This is a genomic window from Roseiflexus castenholzii DSM 13941, from assembly GCF_000017805.1.
Taxonomy (GTDB): Bacteria; Chloroflexota; Chloroflexia; order Chloroflexales; family Roseiflexaceae; genus Roseiflexus; species Roseiflexus castenholzii.
Window position 1 is genome coordinate 1,127,159 of sequence record NC_009767.1, and the last position, 18,175, is coordinate 1,145,333.

The window sequence follows — 18,175 nt, forward strand, 5'->3', positions numbered from 1 at the left end:
TGCTCCGTTTTGTGGCGCTCTTGCTTGCGTATCGCAGGCATCGCGTGCTACAATACCACGAAGGAGAGCGTCATGATACGCACTTTTTTGCATGTCCGCTCCATCGGTTATCACGATTGATGGTCCTGCCGGTGCTGGAAAGAGCACACTTGGCGAGTTGCTCGCCAGGCGATTGGGTTACCTTTTCTTCGATACGGGGGTCATGTATCGCGCGCTGGCGTGGGCAGTCCTGCACGGCGCCATTGATCCGGAAGATGGCGAAGCGGTCACTGCGCTGGCGCGCGATCTCGATATTCAGGTATTGCCGCCCGGCGATGCAATGGATGGACGACTGTACACCGTGCTGGTCAATGGGGTCGATGTCACCTGGGAGTTGCGGCATCCCGACGTCGAACGGATTGTTTCGATCACGGCGCGTCATCCGGCGGTGCGCACCGTCATGCGGGAGCGGCAGCGCGCCATCGGTAGCCGTGGGCGCGTGGTGATGGTCGGGCGCGACATTGGGAGCATCGTTATGCCAGATGCGCCGCTCAAAATTTACCTGGACGCCTCGATCGACGAACGCGCCCGTCGTCGAACGGATGAGATTCTGCGTCGGGGAGGCGATGCCGATCTCCAGCGCATTCGCAACGACATGATTCGGCGGGATAGCCTGGACCGTTATGTGAGCGCGCCTGCTGCCGACGCATGCACCATTATCAGCGATGGGCTGTCGCCGGAACAAGTGGTCGCGCTTGTCATCGCGCGCATCGCTGACCGGTGCGACGACTCGCAGGAGGCGCGCGCATGATGACCGAGCCAAAACTGCCGATTCCGCTTGAACTTGAACCGGATGAGCAGGTTGTCTTGGTTGGAAAGCGGCACTGGATCGAATTGCTGCAATCGAGCCTGGTATTCCTGGTGATTGCGGTCATCACGGCAGCGATTGCGCTGTTCCGCGCAGCCGGAGGCGCGCTGTTGATCATGCGCGAAGGAGTGACCCGTCCCTTGACCGATCCGATCAACATCGCGCTCTTCACCTTGTTGCTGGTCCTGGTGGCGCTCTGGGCGCGCGGCGAGGCGAAGAAGCAACGGCGCAAGGATACCCCGTGGCGCAACCCGGACGTGTTGTACCTCCTGGCGATCTTTGCGCTCGGGGCGGCGATCTGGTTCCGTCTCAGCGGCGGCGAACTGATCGTCATCGACCCGACCTACTCGCGCGCCGGCGATGCGATCAACATTGTGTTGAGCGTCACGACCCTGTTGATGCTGGCAGCGGTGGCGTACCTCTACAACGACTGGCGCAATGATGTGCTAATCGTCACAAACAGGCGCGTCATTTATGATGAAGAAACAATGTTCATCCGCCATGTGCGGCAGCAGATTCTGATCGACGACATTCAACAGGTCAATGTGCGCGCCGACACGTATCAGGCGACGTTGTTCGGGTATGGCAAAATCATTATTCGTTCGTTCAGCCCGCGCACGTTGGAGTTCGACTTCGCCGCAAGGCCGCGTGAGATCGAAAAAGCGATCATGGATCAGGTGCGTAACCTGCGGCGCCGCCAGGAACCCGATCTGCTGCGCACTCTGATCGAGGATCAGGTGTACGGGAACAAGCCACAACAGCAGTCGGCGCCGTCGGTTCAGGTGCGCGCCCAACGCTTCCCTCTTCCCGCACTCTACCCGCCTAATCCCGAAATCTTTCCCGATCGCATCGTCTGGCGTCCATCCTGGGTGTATGTGCTGATTCGGTTGCTTCGTCCTCTGGGCGGCTTCGCCATAACTATGGTGGTGCTCGCTCTGCTGGTGCAGTTCAGTCTGATCGATGGCGTGACCGTCACCCTGCTCGTTTTTGCGGCGCTCCTGTTTTTCGGCGTCTGGGGGTGGTGGATCCGTGAGGCGCTGATCCACGACAACTACATCCTGACCCGCACCGACATTATTGACATTGATCGGCGCCCGCTGGGACCTGAGAATACGCGGCGCGCGCAACTCTCCGCCATTCAGAATATCTCGTTCGATGTCAGTTTTGTTGAACGCCTCCTGGGGCTTGGGACCGTCGTGGTCGAGACCGGCGGCGCGGCCGGCGGGAAGTTCACCTTCGATCACGTGCCGGACCCGCGGGGCGTTCAGGCGACGATCAACGATTATCTGACCGATTTTCGCAAGCACGAGAAAGAACGTCAGTTGCGCGATTCGTTGGCGCTGCTCAAACAGTACGATCAACTCCAGCGTGAGCACGGCGAAAAAATGGATCGTGCCAGTTTCGAGAAGGCGGTTGAGGAATTGGTCGGACGTTCGCTCTCCAGAAATTCGTCTGACCCCTATGGCTCAACCTCACCCAATGGCGCAGTCTATACCGAGGTCGAGACGCATATGCGGCGAATGGCGCGTCAGGCGCGGCGGCGCGCCACGATTCGCGCACTGCGCGAACGAATGCGTCGCCGTAGCCACGAACAACCCTCATAATTGCTCCAAAAGGATGCATAATGCTGTATATGCGCGTTGCTACGGTTGCTCTGATCTATGCGTTGCTGACCATTCCGGTCGCTGCGCAGGAACAGGGTTTCGGATTGACGCTGACGCTGCGACCGGGGTATGGGGGGGCATATCGCCTGGGCGAATGGTTCCCGGTGATCGTGGAGGTCGCCAACGACGGGCGCGATCTGCGTGGTATGCTGGAGTGGAGTTTTCCAGGATCGCCAGGGCAACCGGTGTTTCGGCACGAGATCGATCTGCCGCGCGGGTCGCGCAAGCGCGTGACGCTCGATGTGTTTGCTCAGGGGTTCGCGCGCAACGGGCAGGTCCGTCTGATCGAAAACGGGAATGTCGTGCTTGAGCAGATCATCGGCATCGATGCGGTCGAGATCGATCGCTTCCTGGTGCTGGTGGTCGGCTCCGATCCAACCCTGCTGACCAGCCTCAGCGCGATGTCGGTGAGCGGCACAAGTGGGACTGTGGTGCGTCATGTGTCTCCCGACGATCTTCCCTCCCAACCGCTTGTGCTGCGCGGCGTCAATGCCATTTTTATCCATGATGTCGATACCGCTGCGCTTTCGATGGATCAACGCGCCGCGCTCCGCGATTGGGTCCATCTTGGGGGGCAACTCGTCGTCGGCGGCGGGATCAATGGCGAGCGCGCCGCAGCCGGTCTTGCCGATATGCTGCCGGTCGAGACGACGCGCACGCTCGATCAGGGTGATCTGTCGCTGCTCGAACAACTCACCGGCGCTCCTCCGGCGCCGGCGACCGGACCTGTGCTGGCGGTGCGTCCGCGTTCGGGTGCGGAAGCGCTGCCGGTTGATGCGCCGCTGATCTATCGCAGCCGTCTCGGTAGCGGCGTTGTGGTGTTCAGCGCTTTCGACCTGGGGCTGCTGCGCGGTTGGTCGGCGGAGCCGCGGCTCTGGTCGCGGGTGCTCCAACCGGTGCCGCTCTTCATTCCAGGGTTCGATGCGCGGGTGAATCAGATCAGTATGATGCAGGATGCGCTTCGATTGCCGGCGATTCAGTTGCCGTCCGCAACGATGCTGGCAGTGTTCCTGATGGTGTACATCCTGGCAGCGGGACCGGTGAATTATCTGGCGCTGCGCCGGTTGCGTCGCCTCGAATGGGCATGGGTGACCATTCCGCTGACCGTGGCGGTGTTTACGGTCGGTGTGTTTCTGGCCGGTTTCGGGCTGCGCGGCGGGCAGGCGCAACTCCTTCAGGTGGCGATTGTGCAGGGATCGGAGGGCGAACCGCGTGGTGTGGCAACGGCGTATCTGGCGCTGTTTTCGCCGATTCGGGGCAGTTATACGCTGCGCTTCCCCGCCAATCATCTGGTGAGTGAAACACGAGGCTTCGATGACTTTACTGCCCGTCCGGTCCTGGCAACCAGCGATGACACCGGGGTGACGGTGCCTGATCTGTTGGTCGATGTCGCATCGGTACGCACGCTCGTTGCTGAGGGACCGACAATGCCTCCTGTTCAGGTGCAGAGTATGGTTCGGTTGGACGGCGCCGATCCGCAGGGGGAGGTGCGCAATGTCGGTTCGGTGACGCTCGAACAGGCGATTGTGGTTCATCAAGGAAGATATCTGGAACTTGGCACGCTAGCGCCCGGTGCACGCGCTGCCTTCGATTTTAACGGACCACGCGGCAGTTTTCCGTTTGGGGTGGCTATCGGCGACGATCGGGTCTTCAATCGGCGCCAGATTCTGTTTCGCCTCTTCAACTCGTCGTCTCGCATTGCGCCACTTTCGGGACGATCACCGCTGGATGAAGAAGGGATCTATGTGCTTGGATGGGGCGCATCGTCGACGCTGCCGGTCGAGATGAACGGACGGACGGCAGCGCAGGAGGGGTTGACCCTGTTCGTCATCCGTCTGCGCACGACATAACGGTCGCGGCATGGCCTCACTCGTCGACAGTGTGCGTGCAATGCTCCGCCGCTATCGGATGATTATGCCCGGCGCACCGGTGGTCGTTGCGGTCTCCGGCGGACCGGACTCGCTCTGCCTGCTGGATGCGCTTGTCCATCTGCGCGACGATCTTGCATGTGATCTGCACGTGGTTCACCTCGATCACCGGTTGCGCGGCGCGGAAGCGGCGGCGGAGGCGGCGTTCGTGGCGGAAACGGCGGCATGCCTGAACCTGCCCTGTACGGTCGAAGCAGTCGATGTACGGGCGCTGGCGCTGGAGCGCAATCTCAACCTGCACGCTGCGGGGCGTCTGGCGCGCTACCGGTTGCTGGCGCGCGTGGCGCTGACGATTGGCGCGCAGGCGGTTGCAACGGCGCACCACGCCGATGATCAGGCGGAAACAGTGCTGCTGCACCTGGTGCGTGGCGCGGGAGTCGCAGGTCTGCGCGGCATGCGCCCGGTCGTTGCATGGGAAGAGTGGCGCACTTTTGCGGGCGACCCATCGCTGCAAGCGGATCATCTGCGCCCACGTCTCATCCGTCCGCTCCTGGACGTGCCGCGCGCCAGGATCGAGGCGTACTGCACCGAACGCGGTCTCACGCCGCGCCGCGACCCCTCGAATGCTGATCGCCGCTATCTGCGGACGCGCATTCGACAGGATGTGCTTCCGGTGCTGACGGCATTGAACCCGCAGATTGCAACGGCGCTGGGACGAACAGCGGCGGATTGCGCCGAAGTCGCCGATTTTCTTGAGCAGGAACTGGATAGGGCGTGGCTGACGCTGGTTGTTGCGCGGGCGAACCGCATCGTGTTCGATGGTCGCCGCTGGCGCGACCTGCCTCCGGCGCTTCAGCACGCGGCGTTGCGTCGCGCGTATGCGCTGCTTGGCGGCAGCGACACGCTCGGACGCGACGATGTGGTGCGCGCCTGCGACGCGGTCGGACGCGGCGTGGGGAAGCGGATCGAACTGCCCGGCGGCGTTGCGCTGGTGACCGATTACGATGGCGGATTTGCGCTCATGCGCGGCGACGCGCCGCCGGGGGATGGGGTCCGTCTTCCGGTGGCGGAAATGACCCTGACGGTTCCCGGTTGCGTCGAACTGAGCGATGGGCGCGCGCTCTGCGCCGATTATTGCCCGGCGGCCATGCCGACAAGCCGCTGGGATGTCTTTCTTAACGCCACAGTCTGCCCCTCGCCGCTCACGGTGCGCTGGCGGCGCCCCGGCGACCGGATGCGTCTGGAGGGAGGACGTGGTTCCCGCCGCTTGCAGGATATCATGGTCGATGCGCGCGTGCCGCGTCTGTGGCGCAGCACATGGCCGATTGTCGTTTCTGGCGAACAGATTGTCTGGGTTCCCGGCGTGGGTGTGGCGGAGGGGATGCACGCCATGATCGGGCAACCGGCGCTTCATCTATGGATCGAAGGGATGACCGGCGTGGACGTAGCGATGGGCATTGAAAGGGAGCATTCCATGCACGATGATATGGCAAAAATCCTGATCACAGCCGGGCAGATTCAGGAGCGGGTGCGCGCATTGGGTGCGCAGATCACGGCAGACTATCGCCCGCTCGGCGATCTGTTGCTGGTGGGAGTGTTGAAAGGGTGCGCGATGTTTATGGTCGATCTGGCGCGCGCCATCGATATGCCGCTGGCGATGGACTTTATCGCCACCTCGAGTTATGGCAAAACGACCGAGTCGAGCGGCGTGGTGCGCATGCTGAAAGACCTGGATACGGATATTGCCGGACGACACGTCGTGATCGTCGAAGACATCATCGACAGCGGGCTGACGCTGGCATATCTGCGCGGGCATCTGCTGCGGCGCAATCCGGCAAGTCTGCGTATCTGCGCGCTGCTCAACAAACCGTCGCGCCGTCGCGCCGACATTCCGATCGACTACCTGGGGTTCGATATTCCCAATGAGTTCGTCGTCGGCTATGGTCTTGATTTTGACGAAAAGTACCGCAACCTGCCCTATATCGGTGTGCTGCACGAGCGCATCTACCATTCGACGGCGTAACCGTATCGCAAGGAGGCGAACCTATGACCCACCCAACCCCGCAAACGATGGGACAACAATTCGGCAGGCGCTCCTGGGCGGAACCGTGGAAGATCAAGATGGTTGAGCCATTGCGGGTTACCACCCGTGAGGAGCGTGAACGCGCGCTGGCGGAAGCCGGGTACAATACCTTTCTTCTGCGCTCTGAGGATGTCTATATCGATCTGTTGACCGATAGCGGCACGAACGCCATGAGCGACCGTCAGTGGGCTGCGATCATGCTTGGCGATGAGGCGTATGCTGGCAGCCGCAACTTCTATCGGCTCGAAGCGACGATCCAGCAGTACTACGGCTATCGCTACGTTGTGCCGACCCATCAGGGGCGCGGCGCCGAGCACCTGATCAGCCGCGCCGCTATCCGCCCCGGGCAGTATGTTCCCGGCAATATGTACTTCACCACCACTCGCCTGCACCAGGAACTGGCCGGCGGCATTTTTGTCGATGTCATCATCGATGAAGCGCACGATCCACAATCACTGCACCCGTTCAAGGGGAATGTCGATCTGGACAAATTGGAAGCGCTGATCCGACGTGAAGGCGCGCAGAATATCGCGTATGTGAGCCTGGCGGGCACCGTCAATATGGCGGGCGGGCAGCCGGTGAGCATGGCGAATGTGCGCGCGGTGCGCAGCCTGTGCGACCGGTATGGCGTGCGCATCTTTCTCGACGCGACGCGTATGATCGAAAATGCCTTCTTCATCCAGGAGCGTGAAGAAGGGTATGCGAACCGATCAATTGCCGAAATCCTGAAAGAGTTTTGCTCTTACACCGACGGCGCCTGGATGAGCGCCAAGAAGGATGCCTTGGTCAATATCGGCGGATGGCTGGCAGTTAACGACGCCGAATTGTTCGACGAACTGCGCAACCTGGTGGTGGTGTACGAAGGGTTGCACACCTACGGCGGGCTGGCAGGGCGCGACATGGAAGCAATGGCAGTCGGCATCGAGGAGTCGGTGCAGGATGACTACATACGCGCGCGGATCGGGCAGGTGCGCTACCTGGGAGAACTGCTAACTGATTGGGATATTCCGATTGTCCAACCGGTCGGCGGGCATGCGATTTTCCTGGATGCGCGCCGCTTCTACCCGCATATTCCGCAGCGCGAATTTCCGGCGCAGACGCTGGCGGCTGAATTATATCTCGACTCAGGCATTCGTTCGATGGAGCGCGGGATTGCCAGCGCCGGACGCGATCCGAAGACCGGTGATCACTACTATCCGAAACTCGAACTCACACGGCTGACCATTCCACGGCGTGTCTATACCCAGGCGCATATGGACGTGGTTGCGGAAGCGGTGAAAGCCGTCTACGACGCGCGCGCTCAGACCCGCGGACTGCGCATGGTGTACGAACCGAAGTACCTGCGCTTCTTTCAGGCGCGGTTCGAGCGATTGGCGTGACGATGCCCGGCCATACTCCGCCTGCCTGTTGTGGGCTTTATATTCCTCGCTGTGCTCACGCGCCCGGCAGGTGCGGCTGCGGACTGTGAACGGAGCGCTTGCCCGGGCACGTGAGATCGGAAGAGAATGTATTGCGCCGGAATCATCTCTTGCGACGATCATGGAATTCCTGCCGGGGCATCCGCATCCTGAGATTGGGTCTGCCAGAGGACGCCCGGCGCAACCATGCACAGATCTGCCGGACTTGCAGCGTGTGCAATAATGGATACAATAGCGGCAGTGTGACTCCGTCCCCGATTCGCTGGAGTCATATCAACGGTTCATGCGCTCCTCACACGTCGAACACGATGCCGTGCGCGACGACAGCGACCTCGTGATCGCCGGTCCAGGTTCAGCGATCAACCCTTTCGCTTCCACGTAAGGAAACTCAAGGTGATGGGCGTGTGCCGCATCACCCCCGCGAATCTGCTCTGCAAAGCGCCCCTGGCTGTGGAGTCAAGCCCTGGCTCAGGACGGGCAGACTCTGAGGGACTTCGTTCACATGAGACGAAGGTTCAAAAAATCTGAGCAGCACGACAAGGCGCCGGGATTGTCTGGCGCTGTGAACAGGCGCATCGGTCACGGTGCAGATGCCCCACTCGCAACCACCACACCATGTTTCATGCCAAAAGAGGAGGTTCGTATGCCTACCCTAACCTCACGACACATGCCACTTTTTCTGCTCATGCTCATTGTTGCGCTTACCGCCTGCACTGCGCCGACATCCGCCCCGACCGGCAACAACGCGCCGCGTCAGTGGCGTATTGGAATGTCTCAGGCAAACAACGCCGAGCCGTGGCGCCAGGCGATGAATGACCAGATTGCCGCCGCCGCTGCCCGTTATCCGCACATCCGCATTGAGTTCACCGATGCACGCCAGAACAATGCGCAACAGGTCGCCGATGTCGAGACCTTTCTCCAGCAAGGGATCGACCTGCTGATCATTTCACCCAACGAAGCCACCCCGCTTACGAATATCGTCGCACAAGCGTTTCAGCGCGGCATTCCGGTGATCGTGCTGGATCGCAAGGTGAGGGGCGACCAGTACACTATGTGGATCGGGGCCGACAACCGCCTGATCGGTCGGAAAGCGGGTGAGTATACGGCGCGCTGGTGCCGTGAACAGCAACGATCGCCGTGCAACGTGATCGAACTGCGCGGTCTGGAAGGCTCCACACCGGCGCAGGAACGCGGCGATGGCTTCCGCGAAGGGATTGCTGGCAACCCGGATGTGCGCATCATTGCCAGCCAGAATGCCGATTGGCTGGCCGAGCGCGCCGCACCGCTATCGCGCGCGATGTTGGAAGCCAACCCTGTGGTTGATGTCGTCTATGCCCACAACGATCCTATGGCTATCGCGTCCTTCACCATGGCGCGGGATCTGGGGCGTGACCCGGACTCGATCCTGTTCATCGGCATCGACGCTCTTCCGACGCCCGATGGCGGCATCCAGGCGGTGCGGCAGGGACAACTCGATGTCACCTATGTGTACCCGACCGGTGGGGCGGAAGCTGTCGAGTGGGCGATTCGGATACTGGAGCGAGGCGAAACGCCACCGCGCGAGGTTATTCTTGACACGGAAGAAGTGACCAGGGCGAATGCCGACGCTCTATGGCAAAAATATGGAGGGCGGTAATCATGCGCAGTATTCGGACGGTGTGGTTGACCATTTTGCTCCTCTTTGCGTTGTTGCCCATGCTCGTTGTTGGTGGTGTTCTCTCCTGGATCGGGAGAGACCTGCAAATCCGGCAGGCGCTGAGCATTCAGCATGAGATTGCCGAACGCAGCGAGGCGCTTGTGGTGAACTTTGTCGAAGAGGCGCTTCTGGAGGCGAACATACTGGTGCGCACACCCGCCTTTGTGAATGGATCGCCGGAACAGCAGCGCGCATTGCTGTCGCAGACGCTCTTCGAGCGCAATCTGTTCGACAGCCTCGTCATTGCGGATGCAGCCGGCGTGGAACGGTTGGGCGTCTCGCGTCTTGGCATCGCGCGCCCCGATCAACTGACCAACCGCGCGTCCGATCCTATGTTTGCCGCAGCGGTGAGCACGGAACAACCGACGTTTGGCGAACTGCGGACCCATCCGCTCAACGGCGAATTGTTGTTACCTATCGCACTGCCGTACCGCTTTCCCGGCGCCGCGAGCGTCACGGGCGTCCTGTTTGCCGAGGCGCGTATGAGCCGGGTGATTGAGCAGGTCGTCAACATACCGGTCGGTATGAACGGCGCCGTCACGCTCTTCAATCGGAACGGGCAGGTTATTGCCCACCGTAATCGCGACCTGATCGGGCGAACCGTGGCGCTGCCGGTGACAGACGAACCGCAGACTCTGAGCGGCGCGGCCGGCACGATTGTCCTCATGACCCTGCGCGATGTCGTGACGGGCGACTACATCTTGCGCATTGCCGTCGAACAACCGGTGGATGAGGTCTATCAACCATTTGTTCAAAATCTCCAGATTATCGCAGCACTGGTGGCGCTGACCGCAAGTGCGGCTGTGGTGGGCAGTATGATCGTTGTTCAGACGATCACCCGCCCGATTCTGCGCCTTGCCCATGTGAGCGAAGCGATCAGCGTCGGCGATCTGTCGCAACGGGTTCCAGTCACGAGGCGTGATGAGATCGGACTATTGCAGCAGAACTTCAATCGGATGGCGGAGAATATTCTTGCGCAGCAAACGGCGCTCGCTGCGCGCAACGCCGAACTCGAACAAAGTTTCCAGGCGCAGCGCCGGTTGTTCGAGACGGTGCAGCAACTCTCAACACCGCTGCTGCCGGTGTGGGAAGGAGTGGTGGTGATGCCGATCATCGGGCACGTGGACGCCGAACGCGGTCGGGCAATCCTCGACGCCCTGTTGCACGGGATTGCCGAACGACGCGCGCGGGTCGCTATTCTGGACATTACCGGCATCGCCACTGTTGATACGTCAGTGATCGCCATACTGACGCGCATGATGCAGGCATCTGCGCTGATTGGCGCAACGCCGATGCTGGCGGGCATCTCGGCAGTGACGGCGCACCTGATGGTGCAGGAGGGGGCCGCCGACCTGAAGGTGCAGACGTATCGCACGTTACAGAGCGCAATTATGGCTGCCATTGAAGGAGATCGCCCCTTTCCTTTGCGGGTCTCGAACGGAAGACAGCCACGCACCGGATGAAATGGACAGCGATGTGTCGTCAGGGGTGGGTTTGGGGAGAATGCGACAAGGATTTCTGGCGCGCCAACGCCCGTTTTCCCCGCATCCACCTGTCTCCTTCTCCCGCAAGGTCAAAACGCTGTGAATCGGGTCTGAACCCAACTGTCACGGAGAGCGCGCGAGCGCCATGCCGTCGGCGTTCAGTTCGTTCCTGACACAATCTGACGGATGACGGCGCTCCCCGCTTTTGCGGCGCCAGGAGCGGGGACAAACAAGAAGCGGCTGAGACGAACCCCAGCCGCCAGATGGATACTGAGTTGAATGTTCTGCTACGCCTGTGCAGAGGAGCGCTGCTCAAAGTGAATATAGGGCGCGGAGCGCACCGCCGCGTAGACCATACCCAGGATCATCCCATAGACCATATTCTGGATCAGGAACGAAGGCGCATAGATTTCGAGCAGCAGTGGGTTGACAATCGGCAGGACAATGAAATAGGCAATCAGCCAGATCGCCAGACCGTACACAAAGCCGAACACCACCGGCGCGCCGTAATCGAGCGGCATCTTCCAGACGCGGCAGGAGATTGTGCCATACAGAGCGCCAAAGAACGCCGAGAGCGACAGGTGGATCAGGCTGCCGACGATCACCGGAATGGCGACAAACCCTTCACCGGCGGTCGCACCCAGCCCTAGCACAAATGTCGAAATCAGTTTTGCCGCCTTCCACAGATCGGCGCCCATCGCAATCGCCAGGATCGCACCAACCACCGCCATCGTGACACCGCCAACCAGACCGGCGACTGCACCACCGACTTCGATCTTCGTCAGCAGTGGTGTTGCCGATGCGCGAACAACCTGCGACGCTGCTGAACGACTGACCTGCGATTGCGTGCTCATTGCGCTCCTCCTTGAATGAATGCGCCAGGTTTGTAACTCCTGATAGAAAGACGATACTCTGTTTGGTTGACGGAGAAACGTTGCAAAGGGGTTTATCGTTAATATAGCAGGTTGGGCAAAACCTGTGCATGTCCAGAAGTCGAGATCACGCCTCACCAATGAGAGGAGCGTTCCCCGCCGTTCGGCGGGTTTGTGGTGTGTTTCACGTGTGGGGTGGGGGGAACGGCGCCTTTCTATTCTTGCTTCAGCCCTACGTGCTGCTCACCGCCTTTCTCCAGGACCCACGAAGATGCGGACGACCATCCTGCCACCGATGCGCCTGTGCGGCGCCGGCGTCAGGACAAAAGACTCATGGGTTGGGCGACGTTCTTCGTCTCCTCTCACGCTGAACGTTCGATTCTCGAAGTCCATGCTGCACGAGGGGAGAGGGGGTATGGCGGTGAGGATGGACGAAGAGTGCGATGCGGCAAATACCCCCTCATCCCTGAAAAACACCCCGCTCAAGCGGGGGAGTCGCTGCCATGTCCGAGTTTCTGGCTTCCTGCGTTCAACGTATAATGTGTCGTATGCAATGTGCGACATTCAACATGGCAGCGACATCGCATTGCCACGTCGCTGCCTGCCACCTCTTACCGCTGCCTGCCCTACGCCTTCACCGCTCTGTGCCGCTCGCTACGCTCCTCACGCCGATCAAAGCGCGATGACGAACGCAGAAAACCGTATGCCAACCCCGTCGAAAGCCCATACGTCAGGTTCTGGATCAGAAATGCCGGAGCATAGATTTCGAGCACCAGCGGATTGAGCAGCGGCAGTATGATGAAGTAGGCGATCAACCAGATCGTCAATCCGTACACGAAGCCGAACACCATTGGCGCGCCATAACTGAGCGGCATCTTCCAGATGCGCGTCGTCAGTACGCCAAAACCGATCCCGAACAACGCCGAGAGCGCCAGATGGATCAGGCTGCCAATGACGACCGGACCGGCGAGGAAGCCCGGCGCCGTCGCTGCATCGGGGTTTACCACGAATGTGGAGATTAATTTCGGGGCTTTCCAAAGGTCATCGCCAATGGCGATAGCAAGCGCTGCGCCGATGATTGCCATCATGACCCCACCGATCAGTCCGGCAAGCGCTCCGCTCAGCTCGACCCGCATGCCCGACCGACTTTCAACGACCAATCCGTTCACGCTCGTCTCGATGTTCATGGGATACCTCCTTGTGATCGGCGCATGATGCGATGCGCAACCGTACCGTCTGGATGTGTGCGCGATGTTTCGGAGGCGGTGCGGAGAGAAGAATACAAATCAAATTATAGTAAATGCAGACAAACTATGTCAAGTTTGTTCGAAAAGGTACAAGCGAGGGATGAGAACCAGTGACCGGAAATCGGGAACGGGTCAGGAAGTGGGGAGTGGGGACTCACCTCCCATCTCTCACCTGCCGCCTGCCCACGTGCAATGTGCATCTTCCCGCCTTTGATGGACAACCTTTTGCGTCTTTGTATTTCGCAAAAGCGCAGTACTCGCAGGTCGTAAGCAGGATATAATACTATGGTTGAATCCGAAGCGTGCTGGTTATGAATCGGCGTGAGCAGACGTCGCCGGGGCGCCAGGTGAGGAGGAGCGGAGGGATGCACATTCGCCAGCATCCTTGTGACCCTTAATCGTTCTGGCGACGAATGATCTGAGGAACGCTGCGATGAGACTGTGCGCCGCTCAGATACGACCTGTCATGGGCGATATTGCAAGAAATGCTGCGCGGCATTTTGAAATCGTCGATCTTGCTGTCGCCTGCCACGCCGACCTGGTGTTCTTCCCGGAGCTGTCGCTGACGGGTTATGCGCCCCCGCTTGCAACGTCGCTCGCCAGCAGCGCCGCCGATCCTTGTCTTAACGCATTGCAGCAGCGTAGCGATGCGCATAACATCGTCATTGGCGCAGGTCTGCCGATTGCCGCCGATTCCGGCGTCCAGATCGGTATGGTCTGGTTCGTGCCAGACGCGCCGCGTCGCGTGTACGCAAAGCAACAATTGCACGTCGATGAAATGTCCTGCTTCGTGCCGGGCAGCGAACAGATTATTTTGGAGGTCGCAGGCTGGAGACTGGCGCCGGCTCTATGCTATGAGTCGCTCCAGATGAACCATGCTGATGGCGCAGCTCGTCTGGGCGCAGAGGTTTATCTCGCCAGCGTCGCCAAACCCGCAGGCAATCTGGCGAAAGCGATGCTGCATTATCCCGCAGTCGCTCGCAGGCATGCCATGTACGTCATCATGGCGAACTGTACGGGTCCATGCGACGACTTTGTGAGCGTTGGTCAGTCGGCTGTATGGAATAGCCGTGGGGAGCGGCTCGCGCATATGGGCAGTGACTCGGAGGGGGTGGTGATGCTGGACGTGGACAGCGGAACTGCAAGCGTTCACGAGATTGCCGGTGGGTCAAGAACACGAGAGTAAGGAACTATTCACGGTTGGGGTAAACGATGCCGCCGGTCGCCCAAGACGGCGGTTTGGGGTCCGCCCCTGAAGGAGAAACGGCGGCGGAATGGTCTCAGCAAACGCCAACGCACGGCGCCCAGTCGCCCCAAGGCGCCGCATAGAACGCCTGCGCCCCCAGGAAGAGCGTGAATAGTTACGAGAGTGACCGACGACAACGGTGACGCTGTGCCCACAAGACCTGGCTGTTCTGCGCGATATTCTGCGCCAATATGACCAGGCGCGCGTCTTTGGTTTGCGCGCCACCGGCGCCGCCGGACGCACATCCGACGTTGATCTGGCGATTACTGCACCGGATATGAGCAGCAGTGCGTGGCACGATTTCTGCGAAGCGCTCGAGTGCGCGCCGATCATTGATGAATTGGATATTGTGCGCGAAGAGGACGTGGTCGAAGAGCGGTTGCGTGAGGCGATGCAGCGGGATGAGGTTGTGATGTACCAATCGGGCGATGGGGAGAGTCGCACAGAACCATGAGATCGTCCTGGGCGCAATGGTTCTCTGGATTTTGTTCTGAAAGCGAAAGAAGGCGCATCTATGTTTCAGATCATCGATGGCATTCCGGTCTGGGGCGAACACGACGAAGCCACCATTGAGCAGATTCGCCGCTGCGCCCGCGATCCCGAAGCGGTCAAGGCGGCGCTGATGGCGGATGGGCATGTCGGCTACAGTATGCCGATTGGCGGCGTTGTCGCCTACCGCGACGCCGTCAGTCCCAGCGGCGTCGGGTACGACATTTCCTGCGGCATCAAAGGGGTCCGCACCAACCTGCGCGCCGATGACATTCGCAAAGATATCGGCAAGATTATGGACCAGGTGGCGCGCGAAGTAGTCTTCGGCGTTGGCAGTACCAGCGGCAAAGCTGCCAATCATCCGTTATTCGACGACCCGACCTGGCGCGATATTCCAGAGGTCGGCAAACTGCGCCAGATGGCGCGTGAGCAGCTCGGCACCGTCGGTTCAGGAAATCACTGGGTCGATATTCTCGAAGACGAGGAAGGATGGGTGTGGGTTGCGGCGCACTTTGGCAGCCGGGGTCTCGGGCATCGCATTGCGAGTGGCTTCCTCAACCTGGCACACGGACGACCGTTCGATGCTCCGGCGCCGGGTGAGTCGATGCAGCAGCCGGCGACGGTCATCTCGCTGCGGCGCGACCTGGGACAGGCGTACTGGCAGGCCATGACGCTCGCCGGACGCTATGCGTATGCCGGGCGCGACTTCGTGGTGCAGCAGGTGCTCGACATCCTGGGCGCTCAGGTGACCGAAGAGGTTCACAACCACCACAACTACGCCTGGAAAGAAAAGGTCAACGGTGAGGAACTGATCGTCGTGCGCAAAGGCGCTACACCTGCCTGGCCCGGTCAGCGTGGCTTTGTCGGCGGTTCGATGGGAGACATCAGCGTGGTGGTTGAAGGAGTGGAGAGCGAGGAGTCGCGGCTTGGACTGCACAGCACTATCCACGGCGCCGGGCGCGTCATGAGTCGCATACAGGCGGCTGGCAAGCGGCGCTGGGTGAAGCGCAACGGTCGGCGGGTGCAGGAAGTCGTCAAGCCGGGCAAGATCACCCGTGAAATGATGCTCGAATGGCTGCGCCGCGAGGGAGTCGAACTGCGCGGCGGCGGCACGGATGAGAGTCCGCACGTTTACCGCCGCTTGCCGGAGGTGCTGAAGCATCATGCCAACACGATCAAGATCGTCCACACGCTCAAGCCGATGGGTGTGGCGATGGCAGGAGAAGATGTGTTCGATCCGTACAAGGATTAGCACACATCGCCCCCATGCCTGCCGGGCGTGCCGGGATCATGGTTGGGCGGATGATGGGTCAACGCCGCTCGCGCGATTCGAATGCCGATGCCGTATCGTCACCATTTGGGCGACCGGCGTATAGGCTCTTCCGCACTGAGAGGCGGGGAGGAACTCCATCCGACCGGAAGAGGCTGGCGTCGATCACATCGATGGCATTGCAGACGTTTGAAAACATATGTGTATCGCGCGGGAAGGGAGAACGACCGTCGTTTGAGCGGTTGCGTGGTATGATGTCGCAGCAAGGGTGCAGAGGTCATCGCGTTGAGCGTCGTGGCGCCATGACCTGCGAACGAACAATCCGGTCGCTGGATCGCGCGAGGGGGACGCAGCGAACAGTGCAAACACATGTTCTTGACACGATACCGGTCTATGCTATACTGGCACAGATAACGCCTCGCTAGTCTATGGAGCACAGACAATGACGGGCGATACCACGACCACCAGACTCAACCAGATCATTCATGCGGATTGTTTGCAGGAGCTGGCGTTCTTGCGGGATGAATCGATTGATCTTACCCTCTTCTCGCCGCCATACGATGGGATCAGAGATTACAAAAAGAACTGGTCATTCGATTTTTCTATGCTGGGTCGCCAACTGTATCGTGTGACAAAGGATGGAGGGGTTGCAATTGTTGTCATCGGCGATGGAACGAAGCAATTCGCAAAATCTCTGACTTCGTTTCGCCTCGCCGTCAATTGGGTTGATGAGGTTGGCTGGAAACTGTTCGAGTGCGTCATTTACCATCGCGATGGAAACCCAGGCGCCTGGTGGACGCAGCGTTTTCGAGTCGATCACGAGTATGTTCTCATTTTTTTTAAAGGAGAACGACCAAAAACATTCCAAAAGGATCACCTCATGATACCGAGTAAACATGCAGGAAAGATATATTCAGGTACCGATCGGCTCACAAACGGTGGATTCAAGCGAATAACTCCCAAAGCAGTTAATCCAATGAAATGTCGCGGAACTGTCTGGCAGTATGCAACCAGTAATACCGAAGGGAATCGTCTCAAACTGCTTCATCCTGCAACATTTCCGGACAAACTAGCGGAAGACCTGATCCTCTGCTTCTCACAACCTGGAGACATTGTGCTCGATCCGATGTGCGGAAGTGGAACAACTTGCGTTGTAGCGCGGAATAACAATCGAAAGTATATTGGAATAGAGATTAGCCAGGAATATTGCGAGATCGCAAGAAAACGAATCGAAAAGGAGTTTCAAAACGTGGAGCAGCGTACAATGTTCCAGGAGGACTCGTTGTGAATATTAATGGAATGAGATGTGATATATGTGCGGCAAAACGGTTGCTTTTGGGTATTCCGGTTGATTGGGATGGAAAAGAAAGTATCTTGAAACTAAAAGATGTGAACTATAACTGGAGGCAGATGGAGTGGTGGTCATTCTATTTTGAGTATCTCTGTCGCGATAGACTTAAGAGTGATTTTACTATACCGGGGGGGTAGTTTTGGAAAAGTCAAAACGGCCTGTTTCGATCTTAAGAGAACGATAAATTGGGACCTGAAGGCGAAAGCGATCAAGTCTGATGATCACAGATCAATCCTGAACGATAAAAAGGCAATAGACAATAGTATTGATGAGTATGGCGCCCATGGTTTCATAGTAGCTCTCTGCGACGTAGAATACGATGATGACAATCGTACCTTCCAGAAATGGCATGAGGAACTCAAAGGAGGAAAATCGAAATATGAGAAGGAACGCGAAAAACGAACAAGTGTTTCTAGATACCGAAAGACACGAGCAGTATTGCAAGAGATTCTTTTTCTGCTTGTAACACCCGAGAACCGGCATAACCTCCATGAATATCGTCAGGGGAGAAATAGTAACGGCAAACCTCGTCCAACAAAGTATATGCTGGATTTTGATCAAGCAGACCATTTTCTGGTTTGCCGTATGCTATTCTTACCCCACATAAGTGATGATTGTGACTGTCCGTTGATCATCTGAG

General features: G+C 59.2%; 14 protein-coding genes. 12 read left to right on the plus strand and 2 right to left on the minus strand.

The features are described 5' to 3' along the window. Positions 1 to 91 precede the first annotated feature (91 nt). The 7 genes from cmk (at position 92) to RCAS_RS04450 (ending at position 11,039) form a co-directional block, all read left to right on the plus strand. On the plus strand, positions 92 to 790 hold the full coding sequence (gene cmk, locus RCAS_RS04415) for a (d)CMP kinase (protein WP_012119408.1): 699 nt from the start codon (positions 92 to 94) through the stop codon (positions 788 to 790). After that, positions 787 to 2,451 carry a PH domain-containing protein gene (locus RCAS_RS04420; RefSeq protein WP_012119409.1) on the plus strand — a complete coding sequence of 555 codons (1,665 nt, stop codon included), beginning with the start codon at positions 787 to 789 and terminating at the stop codon, positions 2,449 to 2,451. Before cmk ends, RCAS_RS04420 begins: the two co-directional genes overlap by 4 nt. 20 nt (positions 2,452 to 2,471) lie before the next feature. Further along, a complete protein-coding gene (locus RCAS_RS04425) occupies positions 2,472 to 4,361 on the plus strand; it encodes a hypothetical protein (protein ID WP_012119410.1) in 1,890 nt (629 codons plus the stop codon). 10 nt (positions 4,362 to 4,371) lie between these two features. Continuing rightward, a complete protein-coding gene (gene hpt / locus RCAS_RS26360) occupies positions 4,372 to 6,402 on the plus strand; it encodes a hypoxanthine phosphoribosyltransferase (RefSeq protein ID WP_012119411.1) in 2,031 nt (676 codons plus the stop codon). Between the two features lie 23 nt (positions 6,403 to 6,425). Continuing rightward, entirely contained in the window at positions 6,426 to 7,841 is a 1,416-nt protein-coding gene (locus RCAS_RS04440; protein WP_012119412.1) for a tyrosine phenol-lyase, read from the plus strand. Positions 7,842 to 8,523: 682 nt separating this feature from the next. Then, positions 8,524 to 9,516, plus strand: a complete 993-nt coding sequence (locus tag RCAS_RS04445; RefSeq protein WP_012119413.1) for a substrate-binding domain-containing protein — start codon at positions 8,524 to 8,526, stop codon at positions 9,514 to 9,516. Positions 9,517 to 9,518: 2 nt separating this feature from the next. Next, positions 9,519 to 11,039, plus strand: a complete 1,521-nt coding sequence (locus tag RCAS_RS04450) for a HAMP domain-containing protein (RefSeq protein WP_012119414.1) — start codon at positions 9,519 to 9,521, stop codon at positions 11,037 to 11,039. Positions 11,040 to 11,347: 308 nt separating this feature from the next. On the opposite strand, the gene RCAS_RS04455 is transcribed toward RCAS_RS04450, so the two are convergent. Continuing rightward, positions 11,348 to 11,914, minus strand: a complete 567-nt coding sequence (locus RCAS_RS04455; RefSeq protein ID WP_012119415.1) for a hypothetical protein — start codon at positions 11,912 to 11,914, stop codon at positions 11,348 to 11,350. Between the two features lie 644 nt (positions 11,915 to 12,558). Beyond that, a complete protein-coding gene (locus RCAS_RS04460; RefSeq protein WP_012119416.1) occupies positions 12,559 to 13,119 on the minus strand; it encodes a hypothetical protein in 561 nt (186 codons plus the stop codon). Positions 13,120 to 13,612: 493 nt separating this feature from the next. Here RCAS_RS04460 and RCAS_RS04465 point away from each other — a divergent pair, with 493 nt between their 5' ends. The 5 genes from RCAS_RS04465 to RCAS_RS24875 all read left to right on the plus strand — a co-directional run bounded on the left by RCAS_RS04465 (position 13,613) and on the right by RCAS_RS24875 (position 18,174). Next, complete coding sequence (locus RCAS_RS04465; RefSeq protein ID WP_012119417.1) at positions 13,613 to 14,365, plus strand: carbon-nitrogen hydrolase family protein; 753 nt, start codon at positions 13,613 to 13,615, stop codon at positions 14,363 to 14,365. Between the two features lie 199 nt (positions 14,366 to 14,564). After that, positions 14,565 to 14,879, plus strand: coding sequence for a nucleotidyltransferase domain-containing protein (locus tag RCAS_RS04470; protein WP_012119418.1), 315 nt, complete (start codon positions 14,565 to 14,567; stop codon positions 14,877 to 14,879). 60 nt (positions 14,880 to 14,939) lie between these two features. Continuing rightward, positions 14,940 to 16,166 carry an RtcB family protein gene (locus tag RCAS_RS04475; protein ID WP_012119419.1) on the plus strand — a complete coding sequence of 409 codons (1,227 nt, stop codon included), beginning with the start codon at positions 14,940 to 14,942 and terminating at the stop codon, positions 16,164 to 16,166. Between the two features lie 460 nt (positions 16,167 to 16,626). After that, positions 16,627 to 17,472 carry a DNA-methyltransferase gene (locus tag RCAS_RS04480; RefSeq protein ID WP_012119421.1) on the plus strand — a complete coding sequence of 282 codons (846 nt, stop codon included), beginning with the start codon at positions 16,627 to 16,629 and terminating at the stop codon, positions 17,470 to 17,472. Between the two features lie 144 nt (positions 17,473 to 17,616). Then, positions 17,617 to 18,174 carry a hypothetical protein gene (locus tag RCAS_RS24875; protein WP_012119422.1) on the plus strand — a complete coding sequence of 186 codons (558 nt, stop codon included), beginning with the start codon at positions 17,617 to 17,619 and terminating at the stop codon, positions 18,172 to 18,174. The last annotated feature ends 1 nt before the right edge of the window (position 18,175 follow it).